General features: G+C 66.9%; 30 protein-coding genes. 13 read left to right on the top strand and 17 right to left on the bottom strand.

What is annotated here, in order from left to right; all coding sequences use genetic code 11:
- Positions 1-4: 4 nt before the first annotated feature.
- From flgA to flgF, 3 genes are read right to left on the bottom strand one after another with little or no spacing between them, the layout of a single operon-like run.
- Complete coding sequence (flgA, locus tag AC6RIC_RS11280; protein ID WP_499736246.1) at positions 5-1,051, bottom strand: flagellar basal body P-ring formation chaperone FlgA; 1,047 nt, start codon at positions 1,049-1,051, stop codon at positions 5-7.
- An 11-nt stretch (positions 1,052-1,062) separates the two neighbouring features.
- Positions 1,063-1,854: a flagellar basal-body rod protein FlgG gene (flgG, locus tag AC6RIC_RS11275; protein ID WP_454656367.1), complete on the bottom strand. Its 792-nt coding sequence runs from the start codon at positions 1,852-1,854 to the stop codon at positions 1,063-1,065.
- A 21-nt stretch (positions 1,855-1,875) separates the two neighbouring features.
- Positions 1,876-2,619, bottom strand: coding sequence for a flagellar basal-body rod protein FlgF (gene flgF / locus AC6RIC_RS11270; protein ID WP_454656366.1), 744 nt, complete (start codon positions 2,617-2,619; stop codon positions 1,876-1,878).
- Positions 2,620-2,904: 285 nt separating this feature from the next.
- On the opposite strand from flgF, the gene fliL reads away from it, so the two are divergent.
- The 6 genes from fliL to AC6RIC_RS11240 all read left to right on the top strand — a co-directional run bounded on the left by fliL (position 2,905) and on the right by AC6RIC_RS11240 (position 10,320).
- Entirely contained in the window at positions 2,905-3,405 is a 501-nt protein-coding gene (fliL, locus tag AC6RIC_RS11265; RefSeq protein WP_499736245.1) for a flagellar basal body-associated protein FliL, read from the top strand.
- A 46-nt stretch (positions 3,406-3,451) separates the two neighbouring features.
- Positions 3,452-4,579: a flagellar motor switch protein FliM gene (fliM, locus tag AC6RIC_RS11260; RefSeq protein WP_454656364.1), complete on the top strand. Its 1,128-nt coding sequence runs from the start codon at positions 3,452-3,454 to the stop codon at positions 4,577-4,579.
- Positions 4,580-4,589: 10 nt separating this feature from the next.
- Entirely contained in the window at positions 4,590-5,045 is a 456-nt protein-coding gene (locus tag AC6RIC_RS11255) for a DUF6468 domain-containing protein (protein WP_454656363.1), read from the top strand.
- Entirely contained in the window at positions 5,042-5,842 is an 801-nt protein-coding gene (locus AC6RIC_RS11250) for a MotE family protein (protein ID WP_499736244.1), read from the top strand. The genes AC6RIC_RS11255 and AC6RIC_RS11250 overlap by 4 nt, the downstream gene beginning before the upstream one ends.
- 549 nt (positions 5,843-6,391) lie before the next feature.
- Complete coding sequence (locus tag AC6RIC_RS11245; RefSeq protein WP_454656361.1) at positions 6,392-6,706, top strand: hypothetical protein; 315 nt, start codon at positions 6,392-6,394, stop codon at positions 6,704-6,706.
- A 167-nt stretch (positions 6,707-6,873) separates the two neighbouring features.
- Entirely contained in the window at positions 6,874-10,320 is a 3,447-nt protein-coding gene (locus AC6RIC_RS11240; RefSeq protein WP_499736243.1) for a tetratricopeptide repeat protein, read from the top strand.
- Between the two features lie 3 nt (positions 10,321-10,323).
- Here AC6RIC_RS11240 and AC6RIC_RS11235 read toward each other — a convergent pair whose 3' ends face one another.
- The 4 genes from AC6RIC_RS11235 to AC6RIC_RS11220 all read right to left on the bottom strand — a co-directional run bounded on the left by AC6RIC_RS11235 (position 10,324) and on the right by AC6RIC_RS11220 (position 13,659).
- Complete coding sequence (locus AC6RIC_RS11235) at positions 10,324-10,668, bottom strand: lipid-A-disaccharide synthase N-terminal domain-containing protein (protein ID WP_441471609.1); 345 nt, start codon at positions 10,666-10,668, stop codon at positions 10,324-10,326.
- Entirely contained in the window at positions 10,668-11,411 is a 744-nt protein-coding gene (locus AC6RIC_RS11230) for a glycosyltransferase family 2 protein (protein WP_454656359.1), read from the bottom strand. The genes AC6RIC_RS11235 and AC6RIC_RS11230 overlap by 1 nt, the downstream gene beginning before the upstream one ends.
- A gap of 79 nt (positions 11,412-11,490) precedes the next feature.
- Entirely contained in the window at positions 11,491-13,185 is a 1,695-nt protein-coding gene (locus AC6RIC_RS11225; RefSeq protein WP_499736242.1) for an ArnT family glycosyltransferase, read from the bottom strand.
- 216 nt (positions 13,186-13,401) lie between these two features.
- Positions 13,402-13,659: a hypothetical protein gene (locus AC6RIC_RS11220; RefSeq protein ID WP_499736241.1), complete on the bottom strand. Its 258-nt coding sequence runs from the start codon at positions 13,657-13,659 to the stop codon at positions 13,402-13,404.
- A gap of 103 nt (positions 13,660-13,762) precedes the next feature.
- Between AC6RIC_RS11220 and AC6RIC_RS11215 the strand changes: the two genes are divergently transcribed.
- Positions 13,763-14,053 (top strand): hypothetical protein, encoded by a 291-nt coding sequence (locus AC6RIC_RS11215; RefSeq protein ID WP_499736240.1) that lies wholly within the window; start codon positions 13,763-13,765, stop codon positions 14,051-14,053.
- Between the two features lie 4 nt (positions 14,054-14,057).
- On the opposite strand, the gene AC6RIC_RS11210 is transcribed toward AC6RIC_RS11215, so the two are convergent.
- Complete coding sequence (locus AC6RIC_RS11210; RefSeq protein ID WP_454656355.1) at positions 14,058-15,068, bottom strand: hypothetical protein; 1,011 nt, start codon at positions 15,066-15,068, stop codon at positions 14,058-14,060.
- 44 nt (positions 15,069-15,112) lie between these two features.
- The gene (locus AC6RIC_RS11205) at positions 15,113-16,099 is read right to left on the bottom strand and encodes an extracellular solute-binding protein (RefSeq protein ID WP_454656354.1); all 987 of its coding nucleotides are present in this window, start codon (positions 16,097-16,099) and stop codon (positions 15,113-15,115) included.
- Positions 16,100-16,210: 111 nt separating this feature from the next.
- On the opposite strand from AC6RIC_RS11205, the gene AC6RIC_RS11200 reads away from it, so the two are divergent.
- The 3 genes from AC6RIC_RS11200 (at position 16,211) to AC6RIC_RS11190 (ending at position 19,321) form a co-directional block, all read left to right on the top strand.
- Positions 16,211-17,254 (top strand): ABC transporter ATP-binding protein, encoded by a 1,044-nt coding sequence (locus AC6RIC_RS11200; protein ID WP_499736239.1) that lies wholly within the window; start codon positions 16,211-16,213, stop codon positions 17,252-17,254.
- Entirely contained in the window at positions 17,251-18,924 is a 1,674-nt protein-coding gene (locus AC6RIC_RS11195) for an ABC transporter permease (protein WP_499736238.1), read from the top strand. Before AC6RIC_RS11200 ends, AC6RIC_RS11195 begins: the two co-directional genes overlap by 4 nt.
- Before the next feature lie 130 nt (positions 18,925-19,054).
- Positions 19,055-19,321: a hypothetical protein gene (locus tag AC6RIC_RS11190; protein WP_454656351.1), complete on the top strand. Its 267-nt coding sequence runs from the start codon at positions 19,055-19,057 to the stop codon at positions 19,319-19,321.
- Between the two features lie 274 nt (positions 19,322-19,595).
- On the opposite strand, the gene AC6RIC_RS11185 is transcribed toward AC6RIC_RS11190, so the two are convergent.
- Positions 19,596-19,949, bottom strand: coding sequence for a hypothetical protein (locus AC6RIC_RS11185; RefSeq protein ID WP_499736237.1), 354 nt, complete (start codon positions 19,947-19,949; stop codon positions 19,596-19,598).
- A 101-nt stretch (positions 19,950-20,050) separates the two neighbouring features.
- On the opposite strand from AC6RIC_RS11185, the gene AC6RIC_RS11180 reads away from it, so the two are divergent.
- The 3 genes from AC6RIC_RS11180 to AC6RIC_RS11170 all read left to right on the top strand — a co-directional run bounded on the left by AC6RIC_RS11180 (position 20,051) and on the right by AC6RIC_RS11170 (position 21,388).
- Positions 20,051-20,371, top strand: coding sequence for a hypothetical protein (locus AC6RIC_RS11180; RefSeq protein WP_499736236.1), 321 nt, complete (start codon positions 20,051-20,053; stop codon positions 20,369-20,371).
- An 8-nt stretch (positions 20,372-20,379) separates the two neighbouring features.
- Positions 20,380-20,667 (top strand): hypothetical protein, encoded by a 288-nt coding sequence (locus AC6RIC_RS11175; protein WP_499736235.1) that lies wholly within the window; start codon positions 20,380-20,382, stop codon positions 20,665-20,667.
- A 337-nt stretch (positions 20,668-21,004) separates the two neighbouring features.
- On the top strand, positions 21,005-21,388 hold the full coding sequence (locus AC6RIC_RS11170) for a hypothetical protein (RefSeq protein WP_499736234.1): 384 nt from the start codon (positions 21,005-21,007) through the stop codon (positions 21,386-21,388).
- Between the two features lie 44 nt (positions 21,389-21,432).
- Here AC6RIC_RS11170 and AC6RIC_RS11165 read toward each other — a convergent pair whose 3' ends face one another.
- The 7 genes from AC6RIC_RS11165 to AC6RIC_RS11135 are packed head-to-tail and all read right to left on the bottom strand — an operon-like array spanning position 21,433 to position 25,067.
- A complete protein-coding gene (locus AC6RIC_RS11165; RefSeq protein WP_499736233.1) occupies positions 21,433-22,134 on the bottom strand; it encodes a nucleoside/nucleotide kinase family protein in 702 nt (233 codons plus the stop codon).
- Entirely contained in the window at positions 22,131-23,477 is a 1,347-nt protein-coding gene (locus AC6RIC_RS11160; protein WP_499736232.1) for a hypothetical protein, read from the bottom strand. Before AC6RIC_RS11160 ends, AC6RIC_RS11165 begins: the two co-directional genes overlap by 4 nt.
- A 2-nt stretch (positions 23,478-23,479) precedes the next feature.
- Entirely contained in the window at positions 23,480-23,797 is a 318-nt protein-coding gene (locus AC6RIC_RS11155; protein WP_499736231.1) for a hypothetical protein, read from the bottom strand.
- Complete coding sequence (locus AC6RIC_RS11150; RefSeq protein WP_499736230.1) at positions 23,794-23,985, bottom strand: hypothetical protein; 192 nt, start codon at positions 23,983-23,985, stop codon at positions 23,794-23,796. The genes AC6RIC_RS11155 and AC6RIC_RS11150 overlap by 4 nt, the downstream gene beginning before the upstream one ends.
- A gap of 7 nt (positions 23,986-23,992) precedes the next feature.
- Positions 23,993-24,376 (bottom strand): hypothetical protein, encoded by a 384-nt coding sequence (locus tag AC6RIC_RS11145; RefSeq protein WP_499736229.1) that lies wholly within the window; start codon positions 24,374-24,376, stop codon positions 23,993-23,995.
- Entirely contained in the window at positions 24,376-24,858 is a 483-nt protein-coding gene (locus AC6RIC_RS11140; RefSeq protein WP_499736228.1) for a lysozyme, read from the bottom strand. Before AC6RIC_RS11140 ends, AC6RIC_RS11145 begins: the two co-directional genes overlap by 1 nt.
- Complete coding sequence (locus tag AC6RIC_RS11135) at positions 24,855-25,067, bottom strand: DUF7940 domain-containing protein (protein ID WP_499736227.1); 213 nt, start codon at positions 25,065-25,067, stop codon at positions 24,855-24,857. Before AC6RIC_RS11135 ends, AC6RIC_RS11140 begins: the two co-directional genes overlap by 4 nt.
- Positions 25,068-25,072: the final 5 nt, after the last annotated feature.

Raw genomic sequence — 25,072 nt, 5'->3', positions numbered from 1 at the left:
AGCTTTACTGGGCGCTGGCGACACGGCCGGCGGCGGAAGGCTGGACGGAGACCCGTCCCGCCCCGCTGACCTTGCCTTGCAGCACGCGCTTGGACTGGGGATTGGTGACGGAGACGACATCGCCCATCGCACCGGCCTCGTTGGCCCGGCCGCGCAGCGTGATCAAAAGGCCCGGCGCCTCGTAGACGATGGTGACGAGATCGCCCTTGGCGACGATCTCCTCGCGCTGGACGTCGCTGCCGCGCAGCGGCACGCCGGCGAGCAGCGCCCGGCGCGCGACCTTGTCAATGGCGGCGCGGACATCGCCGATGATCTCGTTACCCTGCCCGTCGCGCGGGCGGCGCTCGACGGTGACGTCGTCCTTGCCGAGCGTCTCGCCGCGGGCGATCAGGCGCTTCGGTACCACGACTTCCATGGTCTCGACGAGCTGGCCGGAGATACGCAGCGGCTTCAGGCGCAGCGCGGTGCTGCCGGGCACTGCGAGCCGGGCCTGCAGACGCCGCGAGCGTGCGTCGAAGGAGAGGTCGACCACGGCAACGTCGCCGGTCAATTCAGGCTCGACCGCGACACTCGGCGCCCCGCCATCGATCGCCAGCGCGAAGATGCGGGCATCGACACCGAAGCGCTCCTGCAAGCCGGCCTTCACGGCGGCTTCGAGGTCCATGGCGGTGATGCGGCGCGCGCTACGCGTGACAACGACCTGGGCAAAGCCCTGGCTCTGAAGTTCGCTCGCCTCACGGACGATGCCGGCAGCGCGGGCTGCCTCGACGATGCGCGCGACCTGGATGGTGCCGGTCTCGCCGAGCGCCGGCGCCCGGAAGGCCGCCGTCGCGGCAGCCTCGCCGGCGAGGCCCGGAATGAGATCGCCGAAGGTGACGAGATCGCGCGCCAGGCTGACCTCGGGACGCAGGTGCAGCTTGGAGGGCAGCGCGGCGGCAGCCGGCGCCGCAACGGCCGAGGCCATCGCGACCGGCGCGGTCTGGATCTGCTGCGGCGCGGCGAGCGCGGCGGTGCCGGAGAGAGCCAAGGCGATCAGGGAGAGACGGATCATGATGAGCCCCCTCAGCCGCGGAACATCTGGGTCGTCGCCGACATCATCTGGTCGGCGGCGGTGATGACCTTGGAGTTCATCTCATAGGCGCGCTGCGCGGCGATCAGCGAGGAAAGCTCGGTGACGGCCTGAACGTTGCCCTCTTCGAGATAGTTCTGCTGCAGCGTGCCGAAGCCTTCGCCGCCGCCGAAGCCGTCGATCGGCTGGCCCGAGGCGGCCGTCTCGACATAGAGGTTGTCGCCGATCGACTCGAGGCCGACCTTGTTGACGAAGCGCACGAGCTGAATCTGGCCGAGCTGCTGCGGCGCGGTCTGTCCCGGAACCATCGCCTCGACGATGCCCTGCGCATTGACGCTGACGCTGGAGGCGTTGTTCGGCACGGTAATGCCGGGCTCGACCTGATAGCCGTCGCGGGTGACGAGCTGGCCCTGCGCATCGAGGTCGAAGGAGCCGTCGCGGCTATAGGTGGTGCGGCCGTCCGGCATGCGGATGCGGAAGAAGCCCTCGCCGCGGATGGCGAGGTCGTAGGGCTTCTCGGTCGGGGTAATGTTGCCCTGGGTCATGACGCGGCCGGTCGAGACCGTCTTGACGCCGGAGCCGATGAAGGTGCCGGCCGGAGCCTGGGTGTTCTGGTCGGAGGTAGCCGAGCCGGCGCGCCGGAAATGTTCGTAGAGCAGGTCCTGGAAATGAATCTGCTGGCGCTTGTAGCCGGTGGTCCGGACGTTGGCGATGTTGTTGGAGATGACCTGGACGTTCATCTCCTGGGCCATCATGCCGGTCGCGGCTGTCTGCATGGCGCGCATGGTGCGTGCTCCCTTCCGCTATCAGGCTTGCTGGTCGGCCAGGCGCGAGATCGCCCGGCTGCGCAGTTCATCGGATTTGCTGATCATGTTGGCGACGCTCTGGTAGTTGCGCTGCACCTCCATCAGGCGGGTCAGCTCGACCACGGCCTTGACGTTGGAGCGCTCGATCGCGCCCGGCTCCATTCGCGCCTCGAGGCCGGCGGCCTGCGGGGGCGTGGTCGAGGAGAACAGGTTGGTGCCTTCGTTCGCCAGCGTCTTCGGATCGGCGAAGCGGACCTGGCGCAGCTTGCCGCGCGTGCCCTGGTCGCTGCTCACGGTGCCGTCGGCGGCGATGCGCATGGAGTGTTCGCTGGAGCCGAAGGCGATCGGCCCGCCATCGCCCATCACCGGCAGGCCGGTCTGGGTCACGAGCCGGCCCTGCCGGTCGATATTGAGGGAGCCGGCGCGGGTATAGCGCTCGCCGTTCGGCGTCTGCACGACGAGGTAGTTGTCGCCCTTCAGCGCGACGTCGAGCGGATTGCCCGTCATCTCGATCGTGCCCTGCGACAGATCGAGCGGCGTGCCCTTGTCGATGACATAGGACAGCGGCCGGTCAGCCGGCTTGAAGGCGTCGGCCTTCGCGACAGGCATGAGGAATTCGTTGAAGCGCGCGCTGCGTGCCTTGAATCCGTTGGTGCCGACATTCGCCATGTTGTTGGCGATGACGTCCAGCTCGCGCGCCAGGGCCACCTGACGCGACAGGCCGATGAGAAGCGCGTTCTCCACGGCTTATCTCCCGATCATGTCCCGCGGCGACCTCGACGCTCCCCAGCGCAGTCGCCACGGCCCATGCTTCGCAAGCGGCATGCCAGCATGGTTAACCCATACAAGTTATTGATATCATTAAATACAGGTCGATTTCTCTCAGGTGCCGCACCCCGGCACAGGCTGCAGGAGCGGCAAGAAACGCCCGGCAAATTCTGCCGCCCTTAACGACGCGTTAACCGTAATTGGGGAAGGTGCCTCTATGGGCTGCAGAAGGCGGCCCGGCGGCCCGGGACGCGTGACGAGATGGCGAAGAAGCCCAAGAAGGAAAAGGAAGAAGGCGCTGCCGGCGAAGAGGCGCCGAAGAGCAAGAAGAAGCTCTTCATGATCATCGGCGGCGTCATGCTGCTGTCGGCCGCCGGCGGTGGTGGCTGGTTCTTCCTGAAAAAGCCTTCGCCCGAGCAGACCGCGGCTGCCGAGGCCGCGGCCAAGGCCCCCGTCGCCTTCCTCGACATGAAGGACATGATGATCGGCATGTCCAATAGCGGCCAGCAGGACCGCCAGTCGATCATGAAGATCAAGGTCGTGCTGGAGATCGCCGATGCGAAGGCGGCCGACCAGATCAAGCCGCTGCTGCCGCGCGTCGAGGATGCCTTCCAGGTCTTCATGCGCGAACTGCGCCCCTCCGATCTCGAAGGCTCGGCCGGCATGTTCCGGCTCAAGGAAGAACTGCTGCGCCGCGTCAATCTGACCGTCTATCCGGCCAAGGTCGACGCCGTGTTGTTCAAGGAACTGCTGGTGCAATGAGCGAGCCGATGGCTCCCGCACACCGGACCGAGATGGCGGCGCAAAGATGAGCACCGAACACGACAAGAACACGCCGAGCGACGAGCCGCTGACCCCGGAAGGGATGGCGGCCGGCTGGGCGGCGATGCCCGACATCATGGAGGATGATGGCGAGCAGGAAGGCGGTACCGACCGCCTGATGTCGCAGGACGAAATCGACACGATGCTCGGTTTCTCCAGCGGCGACGACAAGGACGGCCGCAACGGCATCCAGGCGATCGTCGATTCCGGCTCGGTCGCCTATGAACGCCTGCCGATGCTCGAGATCATCTTCGAGCGTCTGGTGCGCCTGCTCTCGACCAGCCTGCGCAACTTCTTCACGGACAATGTCGAGGTCACGCTGGAGAGCATCCGCTCGGTCCGCTTCGGCGACTACATCAACTCGATCTCGCAGCCGGCGCTGCTCTCGGTGTTCAGGGCCGAGGAATGGGACAATTTCGGCCTCATCACCATCGAGCCGTCCCTGATCTACTCCGTCCTCGACGCGATGTTCGGCGGCAAGCGCGGCCAGCCGGCACCGCGCATCGACGGCCGCCCCTTCACCTCCATCGAAATCCGCATGGTCCGCCGCGTCATCGAGCTGGTGCTGGGCGATGCCGAGGCCGCCTTCAAGCCGCTCTCGCCGGTGAGGTTCATCGTCGACCGCGTCGAATCCAATCCGCGCTTCGTCTCGATCTCCCGCCCTGCCAATGCCGCGATCCGCGTCGAGCTGAAATTCGACATGGAAGGCCGTGGCGGCGCTCTGCACATCCTCTTGCCCTACGCCACCATCGAGCCGATCCGCGAATTGCTGCTCGAAAGCTTCATGGGCGAGAAGCTCGGGCGCGATCCGATCTGGGAGAACCATCTCGCGACCGAGGTCTGGCAGGCCGATGTCGACGTCACCTGCGTGCTCCACGAGACCCAGATGCCGTTGAAGCGCGTCATGAAGCTCGAGATCGGCGACACGCTGATGTTCGACGCCCGGCCGGATTCAATCGTCTCGCTGCGCTGCGGCGACTTCGTCGTCACCGAGGGCCGGATCGGACGGGTCGACGACAAGATCGCCGTGCGGGTGGTGAACCCGCTCCGGCGCTCCAAGACGACCCTTGCCGCTTTCGACAGCCTCGCCAGCCATCTCGGCGCGACGACCTGATAGGGATGCCATGACGCTCAATCTCATCGCCGACGTGCTTGTCGCCTGCCTTCTCGTCGCCACCATCGTCACCTGCTTCATCCTGACCAAGCGCATCGAGCGGCTGAAGGCGGACGAAGCCGGCATGCGCCAGACCGTCGGCGCGCTGATCACCGCGACCGACAATGCCGAGCGCGCCATCGCCGGCCTCAAGTCCACGCTGGGCGATTGCGACCGCACCCTGGAGGAGCGCCTGCGCACCGCCGAGCGCTACGCTGCCGATCTCGCCGCGCAGGTCGAGGCCGGCCAGGCGGTGATGGAGCGCATCGGCCAGATCGTCAGCGCCGCGACCCTGGTCGGCGCCAAGGAAGCTCCGGTCGAGGCGCCCGCGGCGCCGGCTCCGGTCTCCCGCCTTGAGAGCGCGGTCCAGTCGGCCGCCGCCATCCGCGCCCGCGCCGCGCGCCGCCTCGAGGAACAGGCTGCGTGATCGAACGGCCCCGCCTCCTGCCGGCAGTGATTCTCGGCGCCATGGGTCTCCTGGCGCTGAAGCTGCTCGCCTGGACGGCGGAGCCCTCGCCCGGCCACATCCCGGCCGCCGCGCCGCTTTTCGCGCAGACCGCGGCCAAGCCTACGAACACGACCGCGCCCAAAATCTTCGATCCCGAGACAACCGGCTCCGTACCCGCCCCCGATCCGAAGAAGGAGCAGGAAAAGAACGAAGCCGAGGCCAAGGGCGGAGCGGTCCGTATGGCCGCCAATGCCAACAACAAGGCCGACATCATGAACGGGTCGGTCCAGCCGGTTTCGCCGGCCGAGAAGGCGATCCTGGAACGCCTCGGCGAGCGGCGCGAGGAGCTGGAGGGCCGGATGCGCGAGCTCGAAATGCGCGAGCGCCTGCTGAACTCCGCCGAGAAGAAACTCGACGGGCGCGTCGGCGATCTGAAGGCGCTCGAAGAGAAGGCCGGCGGCCAGGGCGCCAGCAAGCCTGCCGTCGAGGAAGCCAAGGCGATCAAGAACCTCGTCATCATGTACGAATCGATGAAGCCGAAGGATGCCGCGCGCGTCTTCGACCGCCTCGGCCTCGACGTGCTCGTGCCGGTGGTGCAGCAGATGAATCCGCGCAAGATGTCCGAGGTGCTGGCGGCGATGGCGCCCGACCGCGCCGAGAAGCTCACCGTCGCGTTGGCGACCAGCGGACGCACCGCCAGCGTCGAGCGCGTGGCGAACGAAGCCCCACTGCCCGGCAACGAACTCCCGGCGATCGCACCCGCGTCACGGCGCTGATCCGATTATCCCGTTCAGCCCTCTTGGCGAGGGCGAGTTCCAGCTCGCGTGGCGGCGTGGAACTGGGAATTGTCAGCGATCGTTCAGGTCTGGCGGCGGATGATCGCGACAGGAGGAAACTTCAATGCGGTTCACAGCCCTCGCTTCGGTTTTGCTGTTCGGAACGCTTGCGGCAGGCTGCGTCGATCAGCGCTCCTACGCCTACCCGGGCTCGTACTGCGATGAGTATGGCTGCGGTGCGCCGGTTGCCCCGGTCGTCCAGGCGCCCGCTTATTGGGGCGGCGGCCCCGGCTACGGCGGCTATCCACGATACAGGGGCGGAGGATATCGCGGCGGGCCGTATGGCGGGCCGCCTCCGCCGGTCGGCTACAATCCCCCGACCTGCAGCGAATGTTAGAGCCGTCCGCTTTGAACGGCCGAGCTTCGGTGGTGCGCCTGACGGTTCCGAACAAGGACGTCCGCCAACGCTGGCGTCAGGCGCCGGGGATTGGCTGCCAGCGATGGTTGGTCAAGCTTCTGCTTTTGTCGCCCGCAGGTTAGAAGGCGCCGATGTGGCACAGCGCTAAGGGCATCATCAAGAGCACGAGCGGCCTGAACGATATCGTGCTCCACGTCCTGCTGGGCGCGGCCATCTTCATCGTCCTGGCGATCGCCTTGAGGCGGCCGCTCTTGGCGTTCCTGCTGACCACGATCATCCAGATCGCCAACGAGCTCGTCGACCTCATCGAGGACGCGACGGGAACCGGCGTGGCCGGCTCCCTCGCCGATATCGTCTGGACGATGATCATCCCGGTCGTGCTTCTCGGCATCTGGGCGCTGAGGTCGCGGTTCCGACGGCCCATTCGTGATCGTTCGAACCGGTGACGTCGCGCTGCCGGCGATCATTCGCGATCCGCCCGAGGACATCCCCACCTCACCGCGAAAACCCGTCATCGTTAGTAGCTGAGGGATGCGACTGTTAACACGCCATTATGGTTGACGCGCTAGCGTGCCGGAGGGCCGCCGCGTTCGAATGAAGGCGGCGAGGCCCAGTGTCGCGTTGGGTCGAGTATCACGGTTTGCGTCTGTCGCGCTCCTTTGCCTTCGGTATCGGGCTGGCCGCTCTCGCGCTCGCCGCCGGCCTGGAGACGCCTGCCTTCGCGGCTGGCGCGAACCTGCGCGGCGAAGCCATGCCGGCGGGCTTCGGCCGGCTGTCCCTGACCTTCGACGAGCCGATCCAGACCCGCATCCGCGTCTCCAACGGCGTGCTGATCGTCGCCTTCGGTAGCCAGGTCCAGGTCGATGTCGCCCGCATTGCCCGCGAATTGCCGAACTACGTCTCCGTCGCTCGCGTCGATCCCGACGGGCGCGGCATGCGCTTCGCACTGACCCAATCCTACAAGGCCAACCTGATCGAGGCCGGCGACAAGGCCTTCATCGACCTGCTGCCGCAGAACTGGTCGGGCGTCATGCCCGGCCCGCCGCCGGAAGCCCTCGCCGAGCTGACCGAGCGCCTGCGCCTCGCCGAAGTCCGGGCGAAAGACGCCGCGCGCCAGCCTCCCGCCCCTCCAGCCACGCTGACGATGAGCTCGGCCAGCCTGCCGACGCTGGAGCGCCTGATTTTCAAGGCACCGGCCGAGACGAAGCTCGCCAGCAACCTGTCGGACGGTACGCTGAAGCTGGTCTTCGACCGGCCGATGAATGTCGAGGCCGCCGCCATCCGCAACGCCCTGCCGACCGATATCGACCTCACCGGCCTCGATGCCGGCAAGGAAGCGCTGAGCCTGACCCTGTCGCTGCCCAAGGACTGGCAGGTCCGCAGCTTCGACGACGAGACCGGACTGGTCGTCGACCTGCTGCGCCCTGTGAAGCAGGAAGCGCCATCGCTTGTCGAGCTGTCAAAGCCGCCAGCACCGACGCCGCCTGCTCCGGCTGCGACACCGCCAACCGAACCCGCTCCAAAGTCCGCGGCGACGGCACCGGCGGCCAAGCCAGCCACACCGCCCACCCAGGCTGTGGCCGCAGCGCCAACTGCGCCCGAAGTGCCGCCGGGCCCGGTCGCCATCACGGTCGACGGCAAGCGCCTCGATTTCCGTTTCACCCGCCCCACGGGGGCCGCCGCCTTTCTCGATGCCGGCGTGATGACGCTGGTCTTCGACACGCGCGACACCATCGATCCCGCGAAGCTCGCCGGGCTGATGCCCAAGCTGATCGAGGACAGCACGGTCACCCGCGAGGGCAAGGTGACCCTCGTCAGGCTCAGGCTCGCCGGCCAGCCGCTTGCGCGCGTCTTCGACAACGGCCCGACCTGGTCGCTCGATCTCGGCGAGGATGCGGGACGGCCCGCCACCCCGGTCGAGCCGCAGCGCAGCATGGACGAGCGCGGCCAGACCATCGTCGCCGTGCCGCTCGCCGGCCTCACCGGCATCCACTGGCTTGAAACCGGCCCCGCCGGCCTTCCCGTTGCCGTAGCCACCGCGACGGGCCCGACCCGGCTGACGCCCAAACCCTATCAGTTCGTCGAATTCGGCCTGCTCCCGACAGCGCAGGGACTGGCCGTCCAGCCACATGCGGACGACGTCGCGGTCCGCGCCGGCACGGAGCAGGTCCGCATCGGCCGCAGCGGCGGGCTCAACGTCTCGCTCGACATCGGCGCCCCCCTCCCCAAGCCGGAGGAGAAGGCCGGGAAGCAGGAGGCAGCTCCGCTGCTGGACGGCGACGCTTGGGCCAGGCTGCGCCTCGACAATCCGCGCGAGCGCGCCCGCGCCCTGATGCTCGACATCACCGACGCTTCGCGTGGCCGCAAATCCGAAGCCCGTCTCGCGCTCGCCCGTTTCTATGCCGCCAACGGGCTGATGCCCGAGGCCGCCGGCCCGCTCAACGCCTTGCTCGCGGACGATAAGGCGATGCGCGGCAACCGCGAGGCGCTCTTCCTCAGGGGCGTCATCGCCACCGGGATGCATCGGCACCAACAGGCGCTGGCCGCCTTCGATGCCGGTCCGATCAAGGACGATGTCGAGGCAGGGCTGTGGCGCGCGCTGGTCGAGGAGCGCCTGAACCGCAATGCCCAGGCGCTGGTCGGCTTCCGCCGCGCCGAATCCGTGCTCGACCGCTATCCGCTCCATCTCCAGGGCGAATTCCGCGAGGCCATGGCACGCACTGCGCTCGCCCAGCAGGATATCGCTGTCGCCGAGCGCCAGATCCAGGCACTGGCGGACATGCCGCGCGGCAGTTTCGACCAGGAGCATCTCGCCCTGCTCCAGGCGCGACTCGACGATATCAGCGGCCGCCCGGAGGCCGCGATGAACGGTTACAAGCCGCTCTTCGAGGCCAAGAGCCGCCCGGTCGCGGCGGAAGCCCAGTTGCGTGCGGTCAAGCTCGCGGATGCCGAGAAGCGCACCGACATCAAGCCCGAGGAAGCCATCGCCCGGCTGGAGACCGTCTCGGTCATCTGGCGCGGCGGCCGGCTGGAGATCGAGGCGCTGGCCGGACTCGGCCGGCTCTATGCCGACCAGCAGCGCTGGCGCGACGCCTTCATGGTCGCGCGCCGCGCCAACGAGAACTTCATCGAGGATCCGCTGACCAGCCGCATGCACGACGAGACGGCGCAGCGCTTCGCCGAGTTGTTCAGCGGCTCCGGCCTCGGCAAGCTGCCGCGCATCGAGACGCTGGCGCTGTTCTACGACTTCAAGGAATTCCTGCCGATCGGCCGGCGCGGCGACGAGATCACGCGCCTGCTCGCCGACCGGCTGGTCGAGCTCGACCTGCTCGATCAGGCCTCCGAGATCCTGAAATACCAGATGGACCGGCGCCTCAGCGGCGCGGCGCGTTCCACGGTCGCGGCACGTCTCGCCATGATCGACCTGATGAATGGCAAGCCCGCCGACGCGGTCCGCGCGCTCAACACCACGCGCCTCGTCGAGCTGCCGGCAGACGTCAAGCGCGCCCGTCTGCTGCTCGAGGCCAAGGCGCTCTCGGACCTCTCGCGCACCGATCAGGCGCTCGAGATGCTGGAGGTCGAGCGAGGCCCCGAGATCGATCGGTTGCGCGCCGACATCTACTGGACCGGCCGCCGTTGGCGCGAGGCGGGCGAGGCCTACGAGCGCCTGCTCGGTGAAAGCTGGCGCGGCGACGGCGCGCTCGGGGACAGCGAGCGAGCCGATGTCATGCGTGCCGGCGTGTCGTATGTGATGGCGAGCGAGAACCTGTCGCTCGACCGGCTGCGCAGCAAGTTCGCGCCGAAGATGGCCCGCGGCGCCGATGCCCGGACCTTCGCCTTCATCACCGGGGCCGACCGGACCCGCGCCGCCGACATCCGCGAGATGGCGCGCGCCACCGCGAATGCCGACACGCTCTCGGACTTCCTGAAGGCCTATCGCGAGCGCTATCCCGCCTATTCGGCAGCGATGCGCAAGCCGCAGGCTCCTGCCGCCGACAAGCTGCCTTCGCCCGCCGAGGGCGCGGCAGCCGAGCCTGCGGCGCCGCCGTCGCGGAGCTAGATCCTAGCCCGGACCCGAATTCGTGTCCTCGCCGCGCGCCTTGGCGCGCAGGACGAATTGCAGGTTGCGAATGTAGACGAAGACACCGAAGCCCTGGCCGAGGATGAAGACCGGGTCGCGCCGATAGAGCGCATACATCAGCAGCAAGGCGCCGCCGCCGATCGAAAACCACCAGAAGGTCATCGGCACGACCGAACGCCCGGCCTTCTCGCTCGCCAGCCACTGCACGACGAAGCGCATGGTGAAGAGCCCCTGCGCGACGACGCCGAGCAGGACCCACCAGTCGATATTGTTGACGAAGACGTCGTGGAAATAATTGCCGATGGTCTGCTGCAGGTCGATGAGCATCACATCGTCTCCGAGACGATCTGGGGCACGCGCTTGCGCCGCCGGATCAGCCACCAGACACCGGCGAGATCGAGGATACCGACCCAGAGCCGGTCGAAGAAGCCGTAATTCGAGACACCGGTCAGCCGCGGCCGGTCGTGCACGTCGACATGCAGCACCTTGTGGCCCTCACGCGCCATCAGCGCCGGCATGAAGCGATGCAGCGCATCGAAATACGGCAGGGCGAGATAGGCCTCGCGGCGGAAGCATTTCAGCCCGCAGCCGGTATCGCGCGTATCGTCCTTCAGCACGCGCACGCGCACGCCATTGGCGATCTTCGATTGCCAGCGCTTGAAGCCGGTATCCTTGCGACCGACGCGCTGCCCCTGCACCATCCCGGCCTGGAGGCCGGCCTTCTGCAGGACCTCGACCATCTCCGGCAGGAAGGCCGGATCGTTCTGGCCATCGCCGTCGAGTGTCGCCACGATCGCCGAGCGGGCATGGCGCACGCCGCTGCGCACGGCCGCGCTCTGGCCGCAGGACTGGGCGTGGGTGACGACGCGCAACCAGGGCCGCGTCGCGGCAAGATCGGCCAGCGCAGTCGCCGTGCCGTCGGTCGAGCCGTCATTGACATAGACGATCTCGAACGGGCCGATCGCCGCGCAGGCCTTCTCGATATCGGCGACGAGCGGCGCGATGTTGCCGACTTCGTTGCGCACCGGCACGACGACGCTGAGCAGCGGATGGGAAGAGGTTTCGGTCAAAGGGACATCATCCGGAAAAACGGTCCGCAAACTGCGTCAGAGCGACGGATAGGGCAAGGGTTTCGAGCAGAAGGGTGCCTCACGGCGAGCGGGCGAAGACGGCGATCTCCAGCTTGCGCCCGCCATTGAGGTTGAAGCCGTTGATCGTGGTCACGAGTCGCGGCTTCAGGTTCTGGCTCGCCAGCGCCGCATTGAAATCAGTGGCGAAGCGGCTCTCGACGAAGGCGACGCGGCAGCCCGGCTGGTTGAGGAAGGCGGCTGCATCGGCGCCGCTCGCGGCCATGGCGAGCTTCGTGCCGGTCAGGAAGACCAGGCTCGGCTCGCGATAGCCCAGCGTCACGACGGCCGGATCGGCACAGCCGGCAGCCTTGACGCTCTCCGCCAGACGCGGCGACAGCTTCAGCGAGCGCAGGCTCTCGATGGCAAAGGGATAGACCGCGATGGTCAGCAGCAGGCTAGCCAGCACGCAGCGCCAGAGCGCGCCCTCGAAATCGAGCCGCCGGAACGCCGCGACGACGCTGACGCCGGCGAGCAGGACGAGCGCGAAGAACGGCAGCGCGAGCAACGGCACGGCCCGGTCGAGCGTCCAGTTGCCGAACAGGATCGTGCCCATCAGCGCCAGCGGCACGATCACGACGAGGCAGGCGGTGAGCACCGCGCCGCGCCGGTAGCGGTTGATTCCCCCATTGAGCACGGCGAGCAGCAGGAGCGCGGTAATCGCCGGATAGAGCGGCAGAACGTAATGCGGCAGCTTGGTCGGCACCGCCTCGAAGACCAGCCAGGACGGCACGATCCAGGCGATCAGGAACAGGATCTGCGGCTCCTTGCGTCGCACCCAGGCGAAGGGCACCGCCATCGCCGCGAAGGCCGCCGCCGGCCAGTAGGTCGCGAAGAAGACGACGAGATAAAGCCCGGGCGGCCCCCAATGCTTTTCCTGCCCCTCGGCGACCTTGCCGAGCATGTCCTGGCCGACGCTGTCGGCGAAGAAGCTGCCGCCGGTCTTGATCATGATCGCGGCGAACCAGGGCAGCGCGACCACAAGGCAGAGCAGCAATCCGGCGCCGAAGCGCAGCGGCTTCAGCCAGCGGAAGGAGCGCTGGCTCGCGCTGAGCACGAGAATCGCGAGGCCCCAGACCATCGGTACGATCGGCCCCTTGATCAGCAGGCCGAGCGCGGTCGCGCCCCAGAACACCAGCCAGTTGCGCCGGTCCGGCACGAAGGCGAGCGAGCGCGTCCAGTCGAGCCAGGTTCGGGCAAGCGCGCCCATCGTGGCGACGGCGCAGGCCGCCAGAAGCGCATCGGTCTTGGCGATGCGCGCCTCGACCCCGAGCAGCACCGCGGCAGCCATCAGCGCCCCGCCAAGCAAGGCCAGCGGCGGCGACAGGAAGGCCAATAGAGCCCAATAGGTCAGGAGCACGGTCGCGGTCGCGCCGATGAGCGAGGGAATGCGATAAAGCCAGATCTGGGTGTGCGCCTCCGGCACGCCGAGCGCCTCGCCGGCCTTCACCGCCGCGCTCTGCAGCCAGTAGATGCCGACCGGCTTCTTGTGGCGGGCTTCGTCCTGGAAGCGGATATCGACGAAATCGCCGGTCTCCAGCATCTGCTTGCTCGCCTGCGCGAAGCGCGGCTCGTCGCGGTCGAGCGGCTGGAGCGTGCTGTATCCGGGTAGGAAGGCCGCGAGCGACAAGAGCAGCAGGAAGATGCAGGCCCGCAAATGGCTGGCCGAGGCCGCTTGCTTGAGGCGGTCGATCGCTGGCGTGAGCGAAAACATCATTCATCCCCGCGGCTGCCGGCCGCAACTGTCCAGAATGCCGGCTGCCGCCCGATGGCGGGCCATTCAGGCACGATCAAGGCGGTGCCGCGCGGGGTTTACGCCGCCGGGCGTAGGTCGGCAAGCGCCGAAGGCCGATGGAGCCGATGCAGGGCGCTGCGCCGCGTCATATAATATCGCGATGTGGACGCCAGCCGTCGATCGCCGGCCGCTCCCGCGTCAATCGCTGGAGGCCGCGTTGTCGACGCGGATCGCCTGGACCATGCGCGGGGACAGGGTCATGGCCTGATCTGACGCCGGCACGACAGGCCCCACCGAAGCCGACAGGTTGATCGGCAACTCACAGGCCGCCTTGGGGCCGAGCATGGAGGCAGATTCGAGCACTGGCAGGCTGGCCGTCCTAACGAAACCGGGCTCAGCCGATGCCGGAGACGAAAGAGCCGCCGCGAGGGCGGCGATGGCGACGAACCGCAACATGGTTGCTCTCCACATGTCCCCCAATCCCATAACGAGGCAAGGCGCGACCTGTTCCGTTGGGCTGGAACCGAGCTATGCTGGCCGGAAACGGGGAAGGCTCGGCATGACGCGCCTGCTGACGAAAGCGCTGCTCTCCGGCCTCGTCGGCCTCGTCATCGGCCCGCTTTTGGGCGTGATCGCGGTCTTCGGCCTGATGCTGTTCGATCCGAAATGCGGCAGCCCCGGCGATTCCGGCGGCTGCGCGATGGGCCTGCTGACGGTGCCGATCGCCCTCGCCCTGCCGAGCTTCGGGCTGTTCGCGCTCGTCAGCCTGATCAGAAACCTGTGGAGGCTGCGCCCGCGCGACCCCGCCGCCAAGATCCGCAAATTGCGGAACTGGGGCCGGGAAGACTGACGCCTCAGCGATCGAACGCGATTCCGAGATAGGTCCGGTCGTCGGTCCAGCCGTCGGCCCCGGAGCCCTTGACGCTGGCATAGGGGCCGATCTTGTCGGGGTCGATCCGCTCGACCTCGGCGAAGCTCGCCTCCCAGGCCGCGACCCCGAAAGCGTCCGGCTCGGCGAAATAGCCGTCGCTGAACAATTCGAGCCGCGCGACCTCGGTGGCGGGGTAATCCGCCGTGAAGACGTGCCGCTCGGCGATGGCGAAGCCGTCGAGCACGCCATAGCCGAGATCGCTCGTGGGATGATTGGAGAAGACGCGCTGGCCGCTGATGCCGCTATCGACGATCCGTTCGATCTCGGCCCGCGCGATCGTCGGCATCTCCTCGTCGCAAAGCCGCAGCACATGCGCCCTGATCGTGGCGCAAGCCTCAGCGCTCAGCCCGGCCGGCGGCTCGCGCAAACCATTCCAGACGGCATCGTCCGAGATCGAGCGCTGAGGCAGCGGATCGGCCCGCATCCTGCCAAGATGCGCCCAGCATTCGCGCCGGATCAGCGCCGTCACCCGGTCGAGCGGCTTCTCCTCGACATGGCGGATCGTTCCCAGCGCTTTCCCGCTCAGCCGGATGCCGGAATCGCCGATCGAGACCAGTTGCAGCACCGGGCCGTCATGATAGCCCAGCGCCAGCGTGCAGCCGATCCGGACGGCAGGATCGGCCGATGCCTTGTCCAGCAGACCATGCGCGGCATAGCCCCCGCGCAGTGCATCGCCCAGCGCCTGGACCAGCCTGCGTATGCGATCCGGCCCGCCGCGAACGCTCAGGTCCTCGTCGAGCAGGAAGCGGGTGAGCTCCGTCGCCACGAGGACGGAGGCGAAGCGCCCGGCCCGCATGGCGCCAAAACGGCGCCCGCTGCGGTCGGTCACCCCGTCGATCACGGCATAGCCGCGGCCGGGCAGGATGACGACACTGTCCTCGTTCTCCTCAGGCGTGGCGAAGCGCTTGCCGAGGCTGAAGCATTCAATCTGCATGGTCGTCGTCGTATCCGGCTGTCAGCGTATGCCCGTCGCCTCTGTCAGTTGCCGGTCACCTGGCGCCACTTCTCGATCATCGCCTTGGTGCCGCCGAGCTCCTCGACGGACTTGAGCTTGACCAGCTTCAGTTCGGAAAGCGGCTTCACATCGCCGGGCGCGGCGACATCCTTGCGCACCGAGCGGCGGCCCGCCTCCTTGACCAGCGCCTCCTGCGTCTTCTTCGACAAGGCCCAGTCGATGAAGCGCTTCGCCGGCTCCGGGTTAGGCGCGCCCTTCAGCATCGCGACACCGTCGGGCGAGGTCGTGGTGCCGTCCTCGACATAGGCGATCTTCACCGGGGCACCGCCGGCGACATATTCGAGCGCGTTGTCCTCGAGCGTCAGGCCGAGCGGCGCCTCGCCATCGGCGACGAAGCGCGGGACCGCGCCGGAGCTGTCGGAAAAGACGAAGTTCTTGGCCAGCTTGCCGTAGACATCCCAGCCCTTGTCGCCGCCGGCCGTCAGCACGGTCGTCATCTGCTGGAAAGCCGAACCGGAATTGTCGACGCGGGCCGAGGCAACCTTGCCCTTCCACTTCGGATCGGAGAGCTCGGCCCAGTTCTTCGGGATGTCGGCATCCTTGACCATGCGCTTATTGACCATCAGCACGTAGATGACGGTCGTGTAGGGCGTCCAGGCCGGGCTGCTGACGAAGCGCTCGTCGATGGCGCCCTGATCCTTCGGCGCATAGGGCGCGAGCAGGTCGGCATTCTCGCCCAGCAGCGAGCCGGTCACGCTCCAGATCACGTCGGCCTTGGGCGCGGCAGCCTCGGCACGGGCCCGGCGGAAGACGTCGCCGGAACCGAGCTGGACGACCTCGGCCTTGATGCCGGTTTCCGCTTCGAAGAGCGGGATCATCTTCTGCACGATCGAGGACTTGTGGGCGGTGTAGAGCACGACCTTGTTGTCGGCCGCGACCGCCGCTCCCGCGACACCGAACAGCCCCGCCGCCAGCAGGATGCGGCCGACCCAGATTTTCCGCGACGTCATGATGTTCAAGATCCTCTCCCAGTGCGTCGATCTGTGCCGACGATGATCAGCCATCTTGCCGTCCAATCGCGGCCATGCGCAACTAGGGGAAAGGGGAGATTCTTTGCCGGCATGGCTTATTTGAACGTCGAAGGCGCGATCAAGCGCTACGGGCCCACAACCGCGCTGAACGGCGTGTCCTTTTCCGTTGCCCAAGGGGAGTTCTTCACGCTGCTCGGCCCGTCCGGCTGCGGCAAGACGACCTTGCTGCGCTCGATAGCCGGCTTCTCGCAACTGTCGGAGGGCAAGGTTTCGCTCGACGGCACCGATCTGCTCTCAGTGCCGCCGCATAAGCGCGATATCGGCATGGTTTTCCAGGACTATGCGATCTTCCCGCACCTGACCGTCGCCGAGAACGTCGCGTTCGGCCTCAAGGCGCGCAAGGTCGCCGCGTCGGAGATTCGCGACCGCGTCGCGGAGGCCCTGGCGACCGTCCGCCTCTCGGCGCTGTCCGAGCGCCTGCCCGCAGCGCTCTCGGGCGGCCAGCAGCAGCGCATCGGCATCGCCCGGGCGATGGTGGTGAAACCGCGCCTGCTGCTGATGGACGAGCCCCTATCCAATCTCGACGCCAAGCTCCGGCTCGACCTGCGCGACGAGATTCGCGACATCCAGCGCACGATCGGCATCGCCGCGATCTATGTCACCCACGATCAGGAAGAAGCGCTCGCCATCTCCGACCGGATCTGCGTGATGGATGGCGGCTCGATCGAGCAGATCGGCACGCCACAGCAGATCTATGGCAAGCCGGCGACACGCTTCGTCGCCTCCTTCGTCGGAACGATGAACCTGCTCCAGCCCTCCACCTTCGGCCTGCCGGACGTACCGGGCGTGGCGCAATGGGCCCTGCGGCCGGAGCGCCTGCGCCTCGCCGAGGCGGAAGCGGCCGAGCCCGGCGCCTCCGCCATCACCGGCGTGGTCGAGCATTTCACCTATCTCGGCCGCGAGGCTCATCTCACAGTGCAGGCGCAGGGGCATCGGCTCGTCGCGCAGATCGCCGCCCCTCCCCCGGACCTCGTCATCGAGGCCGGCCGCGACATCAGACTCGGCTTCGACCGGGCCGATCTGCATGCCTTCGATGCCGCAGGCCAACGCGTTCGGACGGAGCTTGCGGCATGAGCGCGGTCGCAGCTCCGGCGAGGCGCATCGGCTGGCGCCCGGATTTCTGGACGCTCGTCGCGGTAGGGGCCTGGGCGATCCTGATCGTGCTGCTGCTCATCCCGCTCGGCCTCGTGCTGATCTCCAGCTTCCGCGACGAGAGCGGCCAGCTCACGCTCGCTAACTGGCAGAGGCTATTCACCAGCACGCGCTACTTCAACGCCCTGATCAACACGCTGATCGTCGGCTTCGGCGGGCTGGCGGGCGCGCTCCTGCTCGGCTCGGTCATGGCCTTCTGCATGGCTCGCCTCCGCATCGCGGGCGGCCGCTTCGTTTCGATGATGGCGATCCTGGCGCTGGTCTCGCCGCCCTTTATCGGCGCCTATTCCTGGATCGTGCTGTTCGGCTCGGGCGGCATCGTCAGGCAGACCCTGATGAGCTGGGGCATCAACATGCCGCCGATCTTCGGCGTCTGGGGCATCCTCATAGTCTTCGCCTTCAAGTTCTATCCTTACGTCTACCTGCTGACGTCAGGCGCGCTCGCCAACATCAACCGCTCTCTGGAGGAGGCGGCAGAGAATCTCGGGCTGACGCCGTTCCAGCGCGTGATGAAAATCTCGTTCCCGCTGGTCCTGCCGGCGCTCTCGGCCGGCGGCCTGCTCGCGCTGATCCATGCCATCGCCGATTTCGGCACGCCACGCCTGCTCGGGCGCGGCTTCAACGTGCTCGCGACCGAGGCCTACACCGCCTATTCCGCCGAGATCGGCTCCAATCTCGGCATGGCGACCACGCTCAGCCTCGTCCTGATCTTGATGTCGATGATCTTCGTCTTCATCCAGCGCTACATGTCGCGGCGCAACGTCTACCACAGCAACCTGATCAACCGGCCCGAGAAGATCCAGCTGCGCGGCTTCGCGAATGTCGCGGCCCATGCAGCGGTCTATTTCATCGCTCTGGGCGGCGCGATGCCGGCGATCATCGCCGCGATCTACTCGGTCAGGAAGACGAACGGGCCGGTCTTCCAGCCCGGCTTCGGCCTCGAAAGCTACAGCCGCATCATCGCCACGCTCGGCGATGTCGTGCGCAATTCTCTCGTCTTCTCCGGCGTCTCGGTGCTGCTGATCGTCGTCATCGGCACGCTGATCGGCTGCCTGGTGGCAAGGCGCAACACCGCCCAGAGCTCGCTGCTCGATGCGACCCTGATGGTGCCCTATGTCATGCCGGGCATCGTCGTCGGCGTCGCCTTCATCGCGGCCTTCAACACGCCACCGCTGGTGATGACCGGCACGGCCGCGATCATCATCCTCTCCGTCTTCATCCGCCGCCTGCCCTATGCCGTGCGCTCCTCGGCGGCGGCGCTGCGGCAGGTCGGGCCGAGCATGGAGGAAGCGGCGATCTCGCTCGGCTACAGCCCGGTCCAGGCCTTCATGAAAGTCACCATCCCGCTGATCCTGCCCGGCATCGTCGCCGGCGCAATGCTGTCCTTCGTGACGGCGGTCAACGAATTGTCCTCGTCGCTGGTGCTCTATGTCGGCGGGACGATCACGATGCCGGTCAAGATCTACATCGCGATCAACGATGGCGACTACGGCACGGCCGCCTCACTCTCGACGATCCTGCTCGTGCTCAGCGGCACCGCGATCTACCTCGCCTTCCGCCTGCTGGGCCGCGACGAACGCGCCTTGCTCTAGGCGCAAGGCCAGGCGAGGCCCACAGGCAGATCAGATCAAGGCACGGTTCTTGAAACGCCGCCAACGAGAGGCCATCTCTCGGATCAGGCTGGAACAACGCGTTCCCGCAATGGAACAAAGAGGGTACGAAATGTCGCTCTACGGGACTTTGAAGAGCAGCGTTACAAGGGTTCGCCAGATGCCGGCTCCAAACATTCGGCAAGCTCCACTTGCTTTCGGCATGGTCAGTCTGGCGATCGGCTACTACCTACGCAAGATTCTTGGTCTGTACGACGCAGCCGCCGTCACCCCGCTTGGACTCTCTTTGCTCTCCGTTGCTGGAGCGGCGCTCCTGACATGCGCGATCGTGATCGCGGCGGGCTTCGTCGCCGAGGGCGAACGCGCTGAGCAGGCGTAGCAGCGGCCCGGCAAGCCCCAGCTCGATCACGCCTTGAAAGACAGTTGGAAAGCGGCTGGATTCTTCCAACTGTCGAGGCACCGCAAACGGGCTGAGTGCTTGAAAGGAGTGGCGAGCCCGGCAGGATTCGAACCTGCGACCAGCAGCTTAGAAGGCTTTCAGGTTCGTGAGCAATTTCAAGCCTGCTTCCGACTTTCCCATGGTCCGGACAGGACGGTTTTAGGGGGCGAGTTGGAAGAGCTTAGCGCCAGTATTTGATATCAGACATCCGGCGTTATTCATCACCGCCGACGCGCTTCCGCCGTTCGATCTCGGCCGGCGCCGCGGGCAGCTTCTCGCTCAGACCACCCTCGATGATCTGCAAGCCTTGCATGCCAGGCGGCAGGTCTGGAGGATCGGGCCGGCGGAGGTCAGGGCAGAAGCCGCCGCACTTCATGCCGTATTTCTGCGGCCGGCGCGTCTTGTCCCACGGTGCCCAGGCGCAGCCGCTGATGAACTCGACCACCAGCCGGCCCATGGTGATGTAAGGCCCGTGCCTCGCCGAGAGCACGGCAAGGCGCGCATCGCCGCCACGCCGGCAGAAATGACAGCGCATCCGGACGACCACCCACGGATAGTCGCGCAGCATTGTCGAATCGGTCGGAGGCCCCGGCCTCTCCTGACTCTCCATGTCACCAGCCCCTGCATGATGAGAACACACAGAGAACAAACAGCGTGGAGTGTCAAGCTATGTCGCGTATCGAGAGCCCGGCCGGAACCACCCTCACCCGTCCCGAAATGCACACGATCATGCCGTGCCAAGGAGATTTCACGTTAACACGAATCGAGGCTGAGCGAGACGGAAAGGCAAGCGATCACATCTTCGATCCGCCCTATCGCCTCCAGGACGGCGAAGCCTATGCGATCTACCAGACGTCAGCCGGCGGCATTGAGCTCTGGCAGGTCGAATGCATCGAGCGCGGCACGTGGCGCTGGGTCCAGGAGGCGAAGCGGGCAAGGGCACAGAAGCCGGCGACACTCGTCGCGGCCAATGGCATCGCGATCGGCTGAGCGGGGCCATGATCGCGGAACAACTGCCCTGGGTTAAGCCCGGCGAGATCTTCGGTGCGGCCCGCACCGTCGGCGCACACCTTTCTCGCGGCTATCACCTGGTCCAGGTCTGGTGCCTGCCCTGCCACCGCATGGTCGAGGTTGAGATCTTCGATCTACCGCCGAGCATGCGCATAGCCGATATCTGCAAGCGCTTCCGCTGCGAGGCCTGCGGCGGCACCGAGCTCGGCTCCTATACCAGCGACACCGAGCTCATCGCGCATGAGATTTCGGCGATGATCGGGAAGCCGAAATGACGACGCCCAGCGATTCCTTTCCACTGTCAATCGTTAACGGACTCCCCGGAATTTATCCCCATAAGACACAGATGCCTACCAGATGTCGTGCCCAATGGTCATAACGAACCCTATTCCTTGCCGGAATGGCTGAGCAGCGTTAAGAATATATGGCCAGCCATCAGGCGGCCCGGGCCGAGCGTTCGTTCCGGAAACACAAAAGCCGAGGCGCGAGCCCCGGCTTTCAGATGACAGGCTACCCGCTGACGCGAGCAGTGTCCCTTGGTGTGCACCCTCTTAAACGAGGACCAACGGTCATCTGTCAAGCGGTGGCGGCGCCTGCGAAAGGCATAGCGCAGTGTTCGCCTACGTGATCCCCTATGATCTGAGTTCCACCCATCCGGACGCTCACACCGCCTTCATCAAGCACGCCGCGACCTACGGTCTTTCGACCTGGGTCGAAGCGGAAGGCGCGATGCACAAACTGCCGAACACGACCCTGTCGGGCAAGTTCGCAACCATGGGCGAGGCAGAGGCAGCATTTGACGCCGCCCTGCGCGCGACCCGGTTGGAGCTGTGGATGTCAACGATTGCACTCACCAAGCGTTTCATCATTCCGCAAGGCGCGCCGGGCTTGGTGCTTTCGGATAATCACCAGCCGAAGTTCGCACTTGGCGATCTGCTGTCACCGCGAGCAAGGCGCGTACAGACGCTCGGCCTTCTCGGCCGCGCTTTGAGCTGAAAACGCAAAAAGGCCCCGCCGGCGCAAGCCAGCGGGGCCATCTTCTACTCTCTCAACTCCATCGCCAGCGCATCGATCTGCGCGCGCAACTCCGCGACGCTGCCGCGATTATGGATCACCCGGTCCGGCACGAACTCGAGGCGCTCGCTCGCATGCCCACCGCCACTGGTCGAACCGGCGCCCGTCCGGTCGATCCGGATGACGATGCCGCCGCGATCGCGGATCGCCTTCGCCTCATTGGCAAAGCGGACATCGTCGGCGACGATCAACCGGATCGGATCGAATCCACCGTGATAGGTGAAGGTCGGCGGCGCCCGCTCGACGGCCGCCTGCCAGGCCGCGATCCAGAATTCCGGGCCGATCAGGTTGCGGCCCCATTCGGTGCCGAGCCACTGCATCGCCTGGCGCGGCGTGCGGCCCTGCAGGAGCGGTGACGGCTCTTCCTTCAGATTGCCGTCGAGTTGCTCGGCCGAGAGACCGAGCGCGGCCATCATCGCCTTGAGCGGACCGGCGAAGCGGACGCGGTTGAAGCGCCAGCGCTTCACCAGACGCTCGGCCGCGGTCGACTTGCCGGCGCCGGCCGCGCCGCAAATCCCGATCGTCCGCACGCGGAAGCCGGCCATGCAGCCGCCCGTGCAATTGTATTCGTGATTCTCGAATCCGCTCTGGCAATGCGAGCAGTCGCGACCGGCGATCAGCCCGCGGCGCGGCGGCTTCATCGGCCAGGCATCATGGATGACCTTCACGCCGCCCTCCTGAAACTGACCCAGTCCTCGCCGGCAGCCGTCTCCGGCTCGTCGAGCTTGATTTCCCATTTCGAGGTGATGCCGCGGCGCGGATGCACGAACCACAGCGGCTGCGAAGGCGCCTGCGGCGGAGCGCGCAGGGCCGAGCGGGCATATTCGTCCCAGCCCTTGAGCGTGCCGGCGACAATGACGCGCGGCAGCCAGATCATCTGGTGCCAGTGGCCGATGACCAGCATGTCGTAATCGAGGCCGAGCGCCGCCGCCTGCTTGCCAACCTTCGTTTCGCCCCGCGCAATCGGGCCGAGCGAGCCGATGATGCCATCCCCGCCCTTCACGCCGAGCATGTCGCCATGCATCGCCAGATAACGCTGGCCGAAGACACGATAATGCACCTCGTTGGTGTCCGGGATGTCGAAATGCAGGCGCCGGTCGCCTTCGAAGGCCCGTGCGACAAGCTGATAGATCAGCCAGTCGAAATTCTTGAAGACATAGCGCTTGAATTCCGGCTTCTGCGTCGCCCGGCCGTGGTTGCCGGAGGCGCAGGGCACATAGACCTGGCCAAAGGCGGCGGCGATCTGGCGCAGGCCCCATATCAGCAGGTCGACGCAGCGCAGGACGGTGGGCAGCACCTCTTCGGCATCGGTCTTCGCGAGCTCGGGATGCAGCCCGCCCGAGACGAAGTCGCCGAGAAGGTTGATGACGATGCCGGGATAGTCGCCCGGGCCGTGCTCCTTCGCCAGCGAGATCGTCGCGGCGATCAGCCGGCGCACGCGCGCCTCGGCGATCGTCGGGTCGAAGGCGTTTTTGCCGCCGGTCTCGGCCAGCGAGACGACCTCGCCCATATGCCAGTCGGACCAGACGGCGACAGGCACCTCCGGCGTGCCGCGTCCGCGCTTGGCACCGGGCTCGATCGTCCAGCTCGGCGGCGTGGTCGGAGCGGCAGCAAGGCGGCCGAGCAGGGTCCGCACGGCCTCGGTATCGAGATCCGCGCGCTGCTCCGCCTTGATCTGCTTGCGCAGCGCCACGACCTCATCCTGCAGGCCGGTGAGCTTGCGCTGGAGCGCGGTGTCCGGCTCGACCGCCTTGCCTTTTCCGCGCTGTCGCTCGGCGGGCGCGATCCCGTTCGGCGTCAACCCGTAGAGGGCGGCAGCCTGCCGCAGGCGGTTGGCGACCGTGCTGGCTGCAAGGCCGAGCGCGGCGGAGCCCTCCGCCAAAGCCGAGCGGCCGGCCTGGCCGCGCGCCAGCGGATAGATGGCGCCCGCCGCGATCGCCGCCTCGATGGCGCGCACGGCAGCTTCCGCCTCGGCGAGGCCGAGCGGCTTGTTCAAATGCTGCACCGACATGATCAGCTCGCCCTACCCCGGCCCGCGCCGGCTCGGGCATCCAGAACCTTGTCGAGACGATCAGCCAGACGATTGATCGCGTCGGAGATTCGCGTCTCGACCTTGGCCAGCATCTCGTCGCTGACGAAGCGCTGCACGGCCTCGATCTTGAAGGCGGCCAGCTCCCGCCCGAGGGCTTCGCAACGCTCATCGAGCCGGGCGATCCGCTTGTCGTGCTGGGCGCCTTGGAAGCGAACGACCGCGTAGCTCGAGACGATGGCGCAGATCGCCGTCACGACCGAGATGATCGTCGGAACCGAGAATTCACCCACCAGATTCATCGCACCGCTCCCTGCGCATTGACGGCGGCGCTCCGGCGCTGCTCGCATATCTCGAGATGGGACCGATCGCGGCCCCAGAGCGTGCCGACCTCGCGCGCCGTCAGGCCGCGGTCAGGCAAAGGCGCCGGCTTTGCACAGGCCGCCCGCGCCTCGGCCGGGAGAACCGGCCGGATGAACTCGAGCTTCACCACCGGCTTATCGTCCCTGGTTGAGCAGGCGGACGCGATCATGGTCGAGGCCGCAAGCATCAGCATTCGGCAAAGCCGCATTGCGGGCTTCCTTTTCGGCAAGGCTGTCGGAGAGGCGAGAGATTTCGGCGGCGGCGGCGCGGGATGCAGCGTCGGCCTTCAGGGCCTGCGCTTCGCGGGCCGCCGAGGCCTTGGCATTGGCGGCGTCGATCTGGCCCTGCCACTCGGCATCTCGCAGGGCGACGGCGGCCTTCACCGCCTTGTCCTGCAGCCGCTCGATCACGGCGAAACCGCGCCAGAAGCCGACGCCCGCGAGAAGGAGCGCCAGAGCGAAGGCCCCAGCGATGAGGAGCGGCTTGGCCGCCTTCGAGGCAAACCAGGTCGCGAGCATCACAGGCCCTCCAGGCACATGGCGCGCTCATGCTCGCGCCGGCGCGTCAGGCCGCGCATCACCATGCCGGCCGCCTTGTTCCATTTCAGGAAGGCGTCGCAGCTCGCCCGCGTGTGCCCGGCGTTCTGCAGGCGCGCGACGCTCGACTTGCAATAGGCTGATGGCCCGATGTTGTAGGCGAGAGAGAGATGGGCGACGTAGCGCGGCCCGGGCGCGGACTGGAGCGAAGGCACGCAGCGCTCGATCGCGTTTCCGAACTCGTCGGTGCGTGCGATCAGCATCGCCTTGCACTGATCGAGCGTGAAGCTCATCCCCGGCCGGATCGGCGAGCCGTCCGGCAGACGCGTCTCGCCGATGCAGGCGGTCCATGGATAGCTTTTCGTGGCCGGATCGGGATAGGCGTAAAGCTTGAGCCCCTCGACGCCGATGAAGACCGTTGTGACGGCGGCAGCGATGGCGCCGCTCTTCTTCACGCGGCTCATTGCTGATCCCCCGAGACGTCTTCCTGCTTGACGATGCGCAGCACGCTCGCGGTGAGCGAGACGACGGCGACGATGAGGCTGGCGGAGAAGCGACCATCGACAGCGTAGCTGACGGCGGCTTCGGCTGCGGACGCGAGCGCCATCAGCAGGTTGAGACGGACCGACCAGGCGTGCCGCAGCACCGCCCGCCAGTTCAGGACGAGACGCATGTCGG

It is taken from the genome of Allobosea sp. TBD101, assembly GCF_059817965.1.
This window is presented reverse-complemented; position numbering and strand designations above follow the sequence as displayed.

What these genes read in the sequence shown, in the direction of transcription:
- AC6RIC_RS11175 (WP_499736235.1), top strand. Translation starts at nt 20,380, where the DNA reads ATGATCGCGGAACAACTGCCCTGGGTTAAGCCCGGCGAGATCTTCGGT.
- flgA (WP_499736246.1), bottom strand. Translation starts at nt 1,051, where the DNA reads ATGATCCGTCTCTCCCTGATCGCCTTGGCTCTCTCCGGCACCGCCGCG.
- AC6RIC_RS11195 (WP_499736238.1), top strand. Translation starts at nt 17,251, where the DNA reads ATGAGCGCGGTCGCAGCTCCGGCGAGGCGCATCGGCTGGCGCCCGGAT.
- AC6RIC_RS11145 (WP_499736229.1), bottom strand. Translation starts at nt 24,376, where the DNA reads ATGCTCGCGACCTGGTTTGCCTCGAAGGCGGCCAAGCCGCTCCTCATC.
- AC6RIC_RS11190 (WP_454656351.1), top strand. Translation starts at nt 19,055, where the DNA reads ATGTCGCTCTACGGGACTTTGAAGAGCAGCGTTACAAGGGTTCGCCAG.
- AC6RIC_RS11210 (WP_454656355.1), bottom strand. Translation starts at nt 15,068, where the DNA reads ATGCAGATTGAATGCTTCAGCCTCGGCAAGCGCTTCGCCACGCCTGAG.
- AC6RIC_RS11180 (WP_499736236.1), top strand. Translation starts at nt 20,051, where the DNA reads ATGTCGCGTATCGAGAGCCCGGCCGGAACCACCCTCACCCGTCCCGAA.
- AC6RIC_RS11185 (WP_499736237.1), bottom strand. Translation starts at nt 19,949, where the DNA reads ATGCTGCGCGACTATCCGTGGGTGGTCGTCCGGATGCGCTGTCATTTC.
- AC6RIC_RS11200 (WP_499736239.1), top strand. Translation starts at nt 16,211, where the DNA reads ATGGCTTATTTGAACGTCGAAGGCGCGATCAAGCGCTACGGGCCCACA.
- AC6RIC_RS11220 (WP_499736241.1), bottom strand. Translation starts at nt 13,659, where the DNA reads ATGTTGCGGTTCGTCGCCATCGCCGCCCTCGCGGCGGCTCTTTCGTCT.
- AC6RIC_RS11235 (WP_441471609.1), bottom strand. Translation starts at nt 10,668, where the DNA reads ATGCTCATCGACCTGCAGCAGACCATCGGCAATTATTTCCACGACGTC.
- fliM (WP_454656364.1), top strand. Translation starts at nt 3,452, where the DNA reads ATGAGCACCGAACACGACAAGAACACGCCGAGCGACGAGCCGCTGACC.
- AC6RIC_RS11140 (WP_499736228.1), bottom strand. Translation starts at nt 24,858, where the DNA reads ATGAGCCGCGTGAAGAAGAGCGGCGCCATCGCTGCCGCCGTCACAACG.
- AC6RIC_RS11255 (WP_454656363.1), top strand. Translation starts at nt 4,590, where the DNA reads ATGACGCTCAATCTCATCGCCGACGTGCTTGTCGCCTGCCTTCTCGTC.
- flgG (WP_454656367.1), bottom strand. Translation starts at nt 1,854, where the DNA reads ATGCGCGCCATGCAGACAGCCGCGACCGGCATGATGGCCCAGGAGATG.
- fliL (WP_499736245.1), top strand. Translation starts at nt 2,905, where the DNA reads ATGGCGAAGAAGCCCAAGAAGGAAAAGGAAGAAGGCGCTGCCGGCGAA.
- AC6RIC_RS11205 (WP_454656354.1), bottom strand. Translation starts at nt 16,099, where the DNA reads ATGACGTCGCGGAAAATCTGGGTCGGCCGCATCCTGCTGGCGGCGGGG.
- AC6RIC_RS11215 (WP_499736240.1), top strand. Translation starts at nt 13,763, where the DNA reads ATGACGCGCCTGCTGACGAAAGCGCTGCTCTCCGGCCTCGTCGGCCTC.
- AC6RIC_RS11160 (WP_499736232.1), bottom strand. Translation starts at nt 23,477, where the DNA reads ATGTCGGTGCAGCATTTGAACAAGCCGCTCGGCCTCGCCGAGGCGGAA.
- AC6RIC_RS11225 (WP_499736242.1), bottom strand. Translation starts at nt 13,185, where the DNA reads ATGATGTTTTCGCTCACGCCAGCGATCGACCGCCTCAAGCAAGCGGCC.
- AC6RIC_RS11245 (WP_454656361.1), top strand. Translation starts at nt 6,392, where the DNA reads ATGTGGCACAGCGCTAAGGGCATCATCAAGAGCACGAGCGGCCTGAAC.
- AC6RIC_RS11155 (WP_499736231.1), bottom strand. Translation starts at nt 23,797, where the DNA reads ATGAATCTGGTGGGTGAATTCTCGGTTCCGACGATCATCTCGGTCGTG.
- AC6RIC_RS11135 (WP_499736227.1), bottom strand. Translation starts at nt 25,067, where the DNA reads ATGCGTCTCGTCCTGAACTGGCGGGCGGTGCTGCGGCACGCCTGGTCG.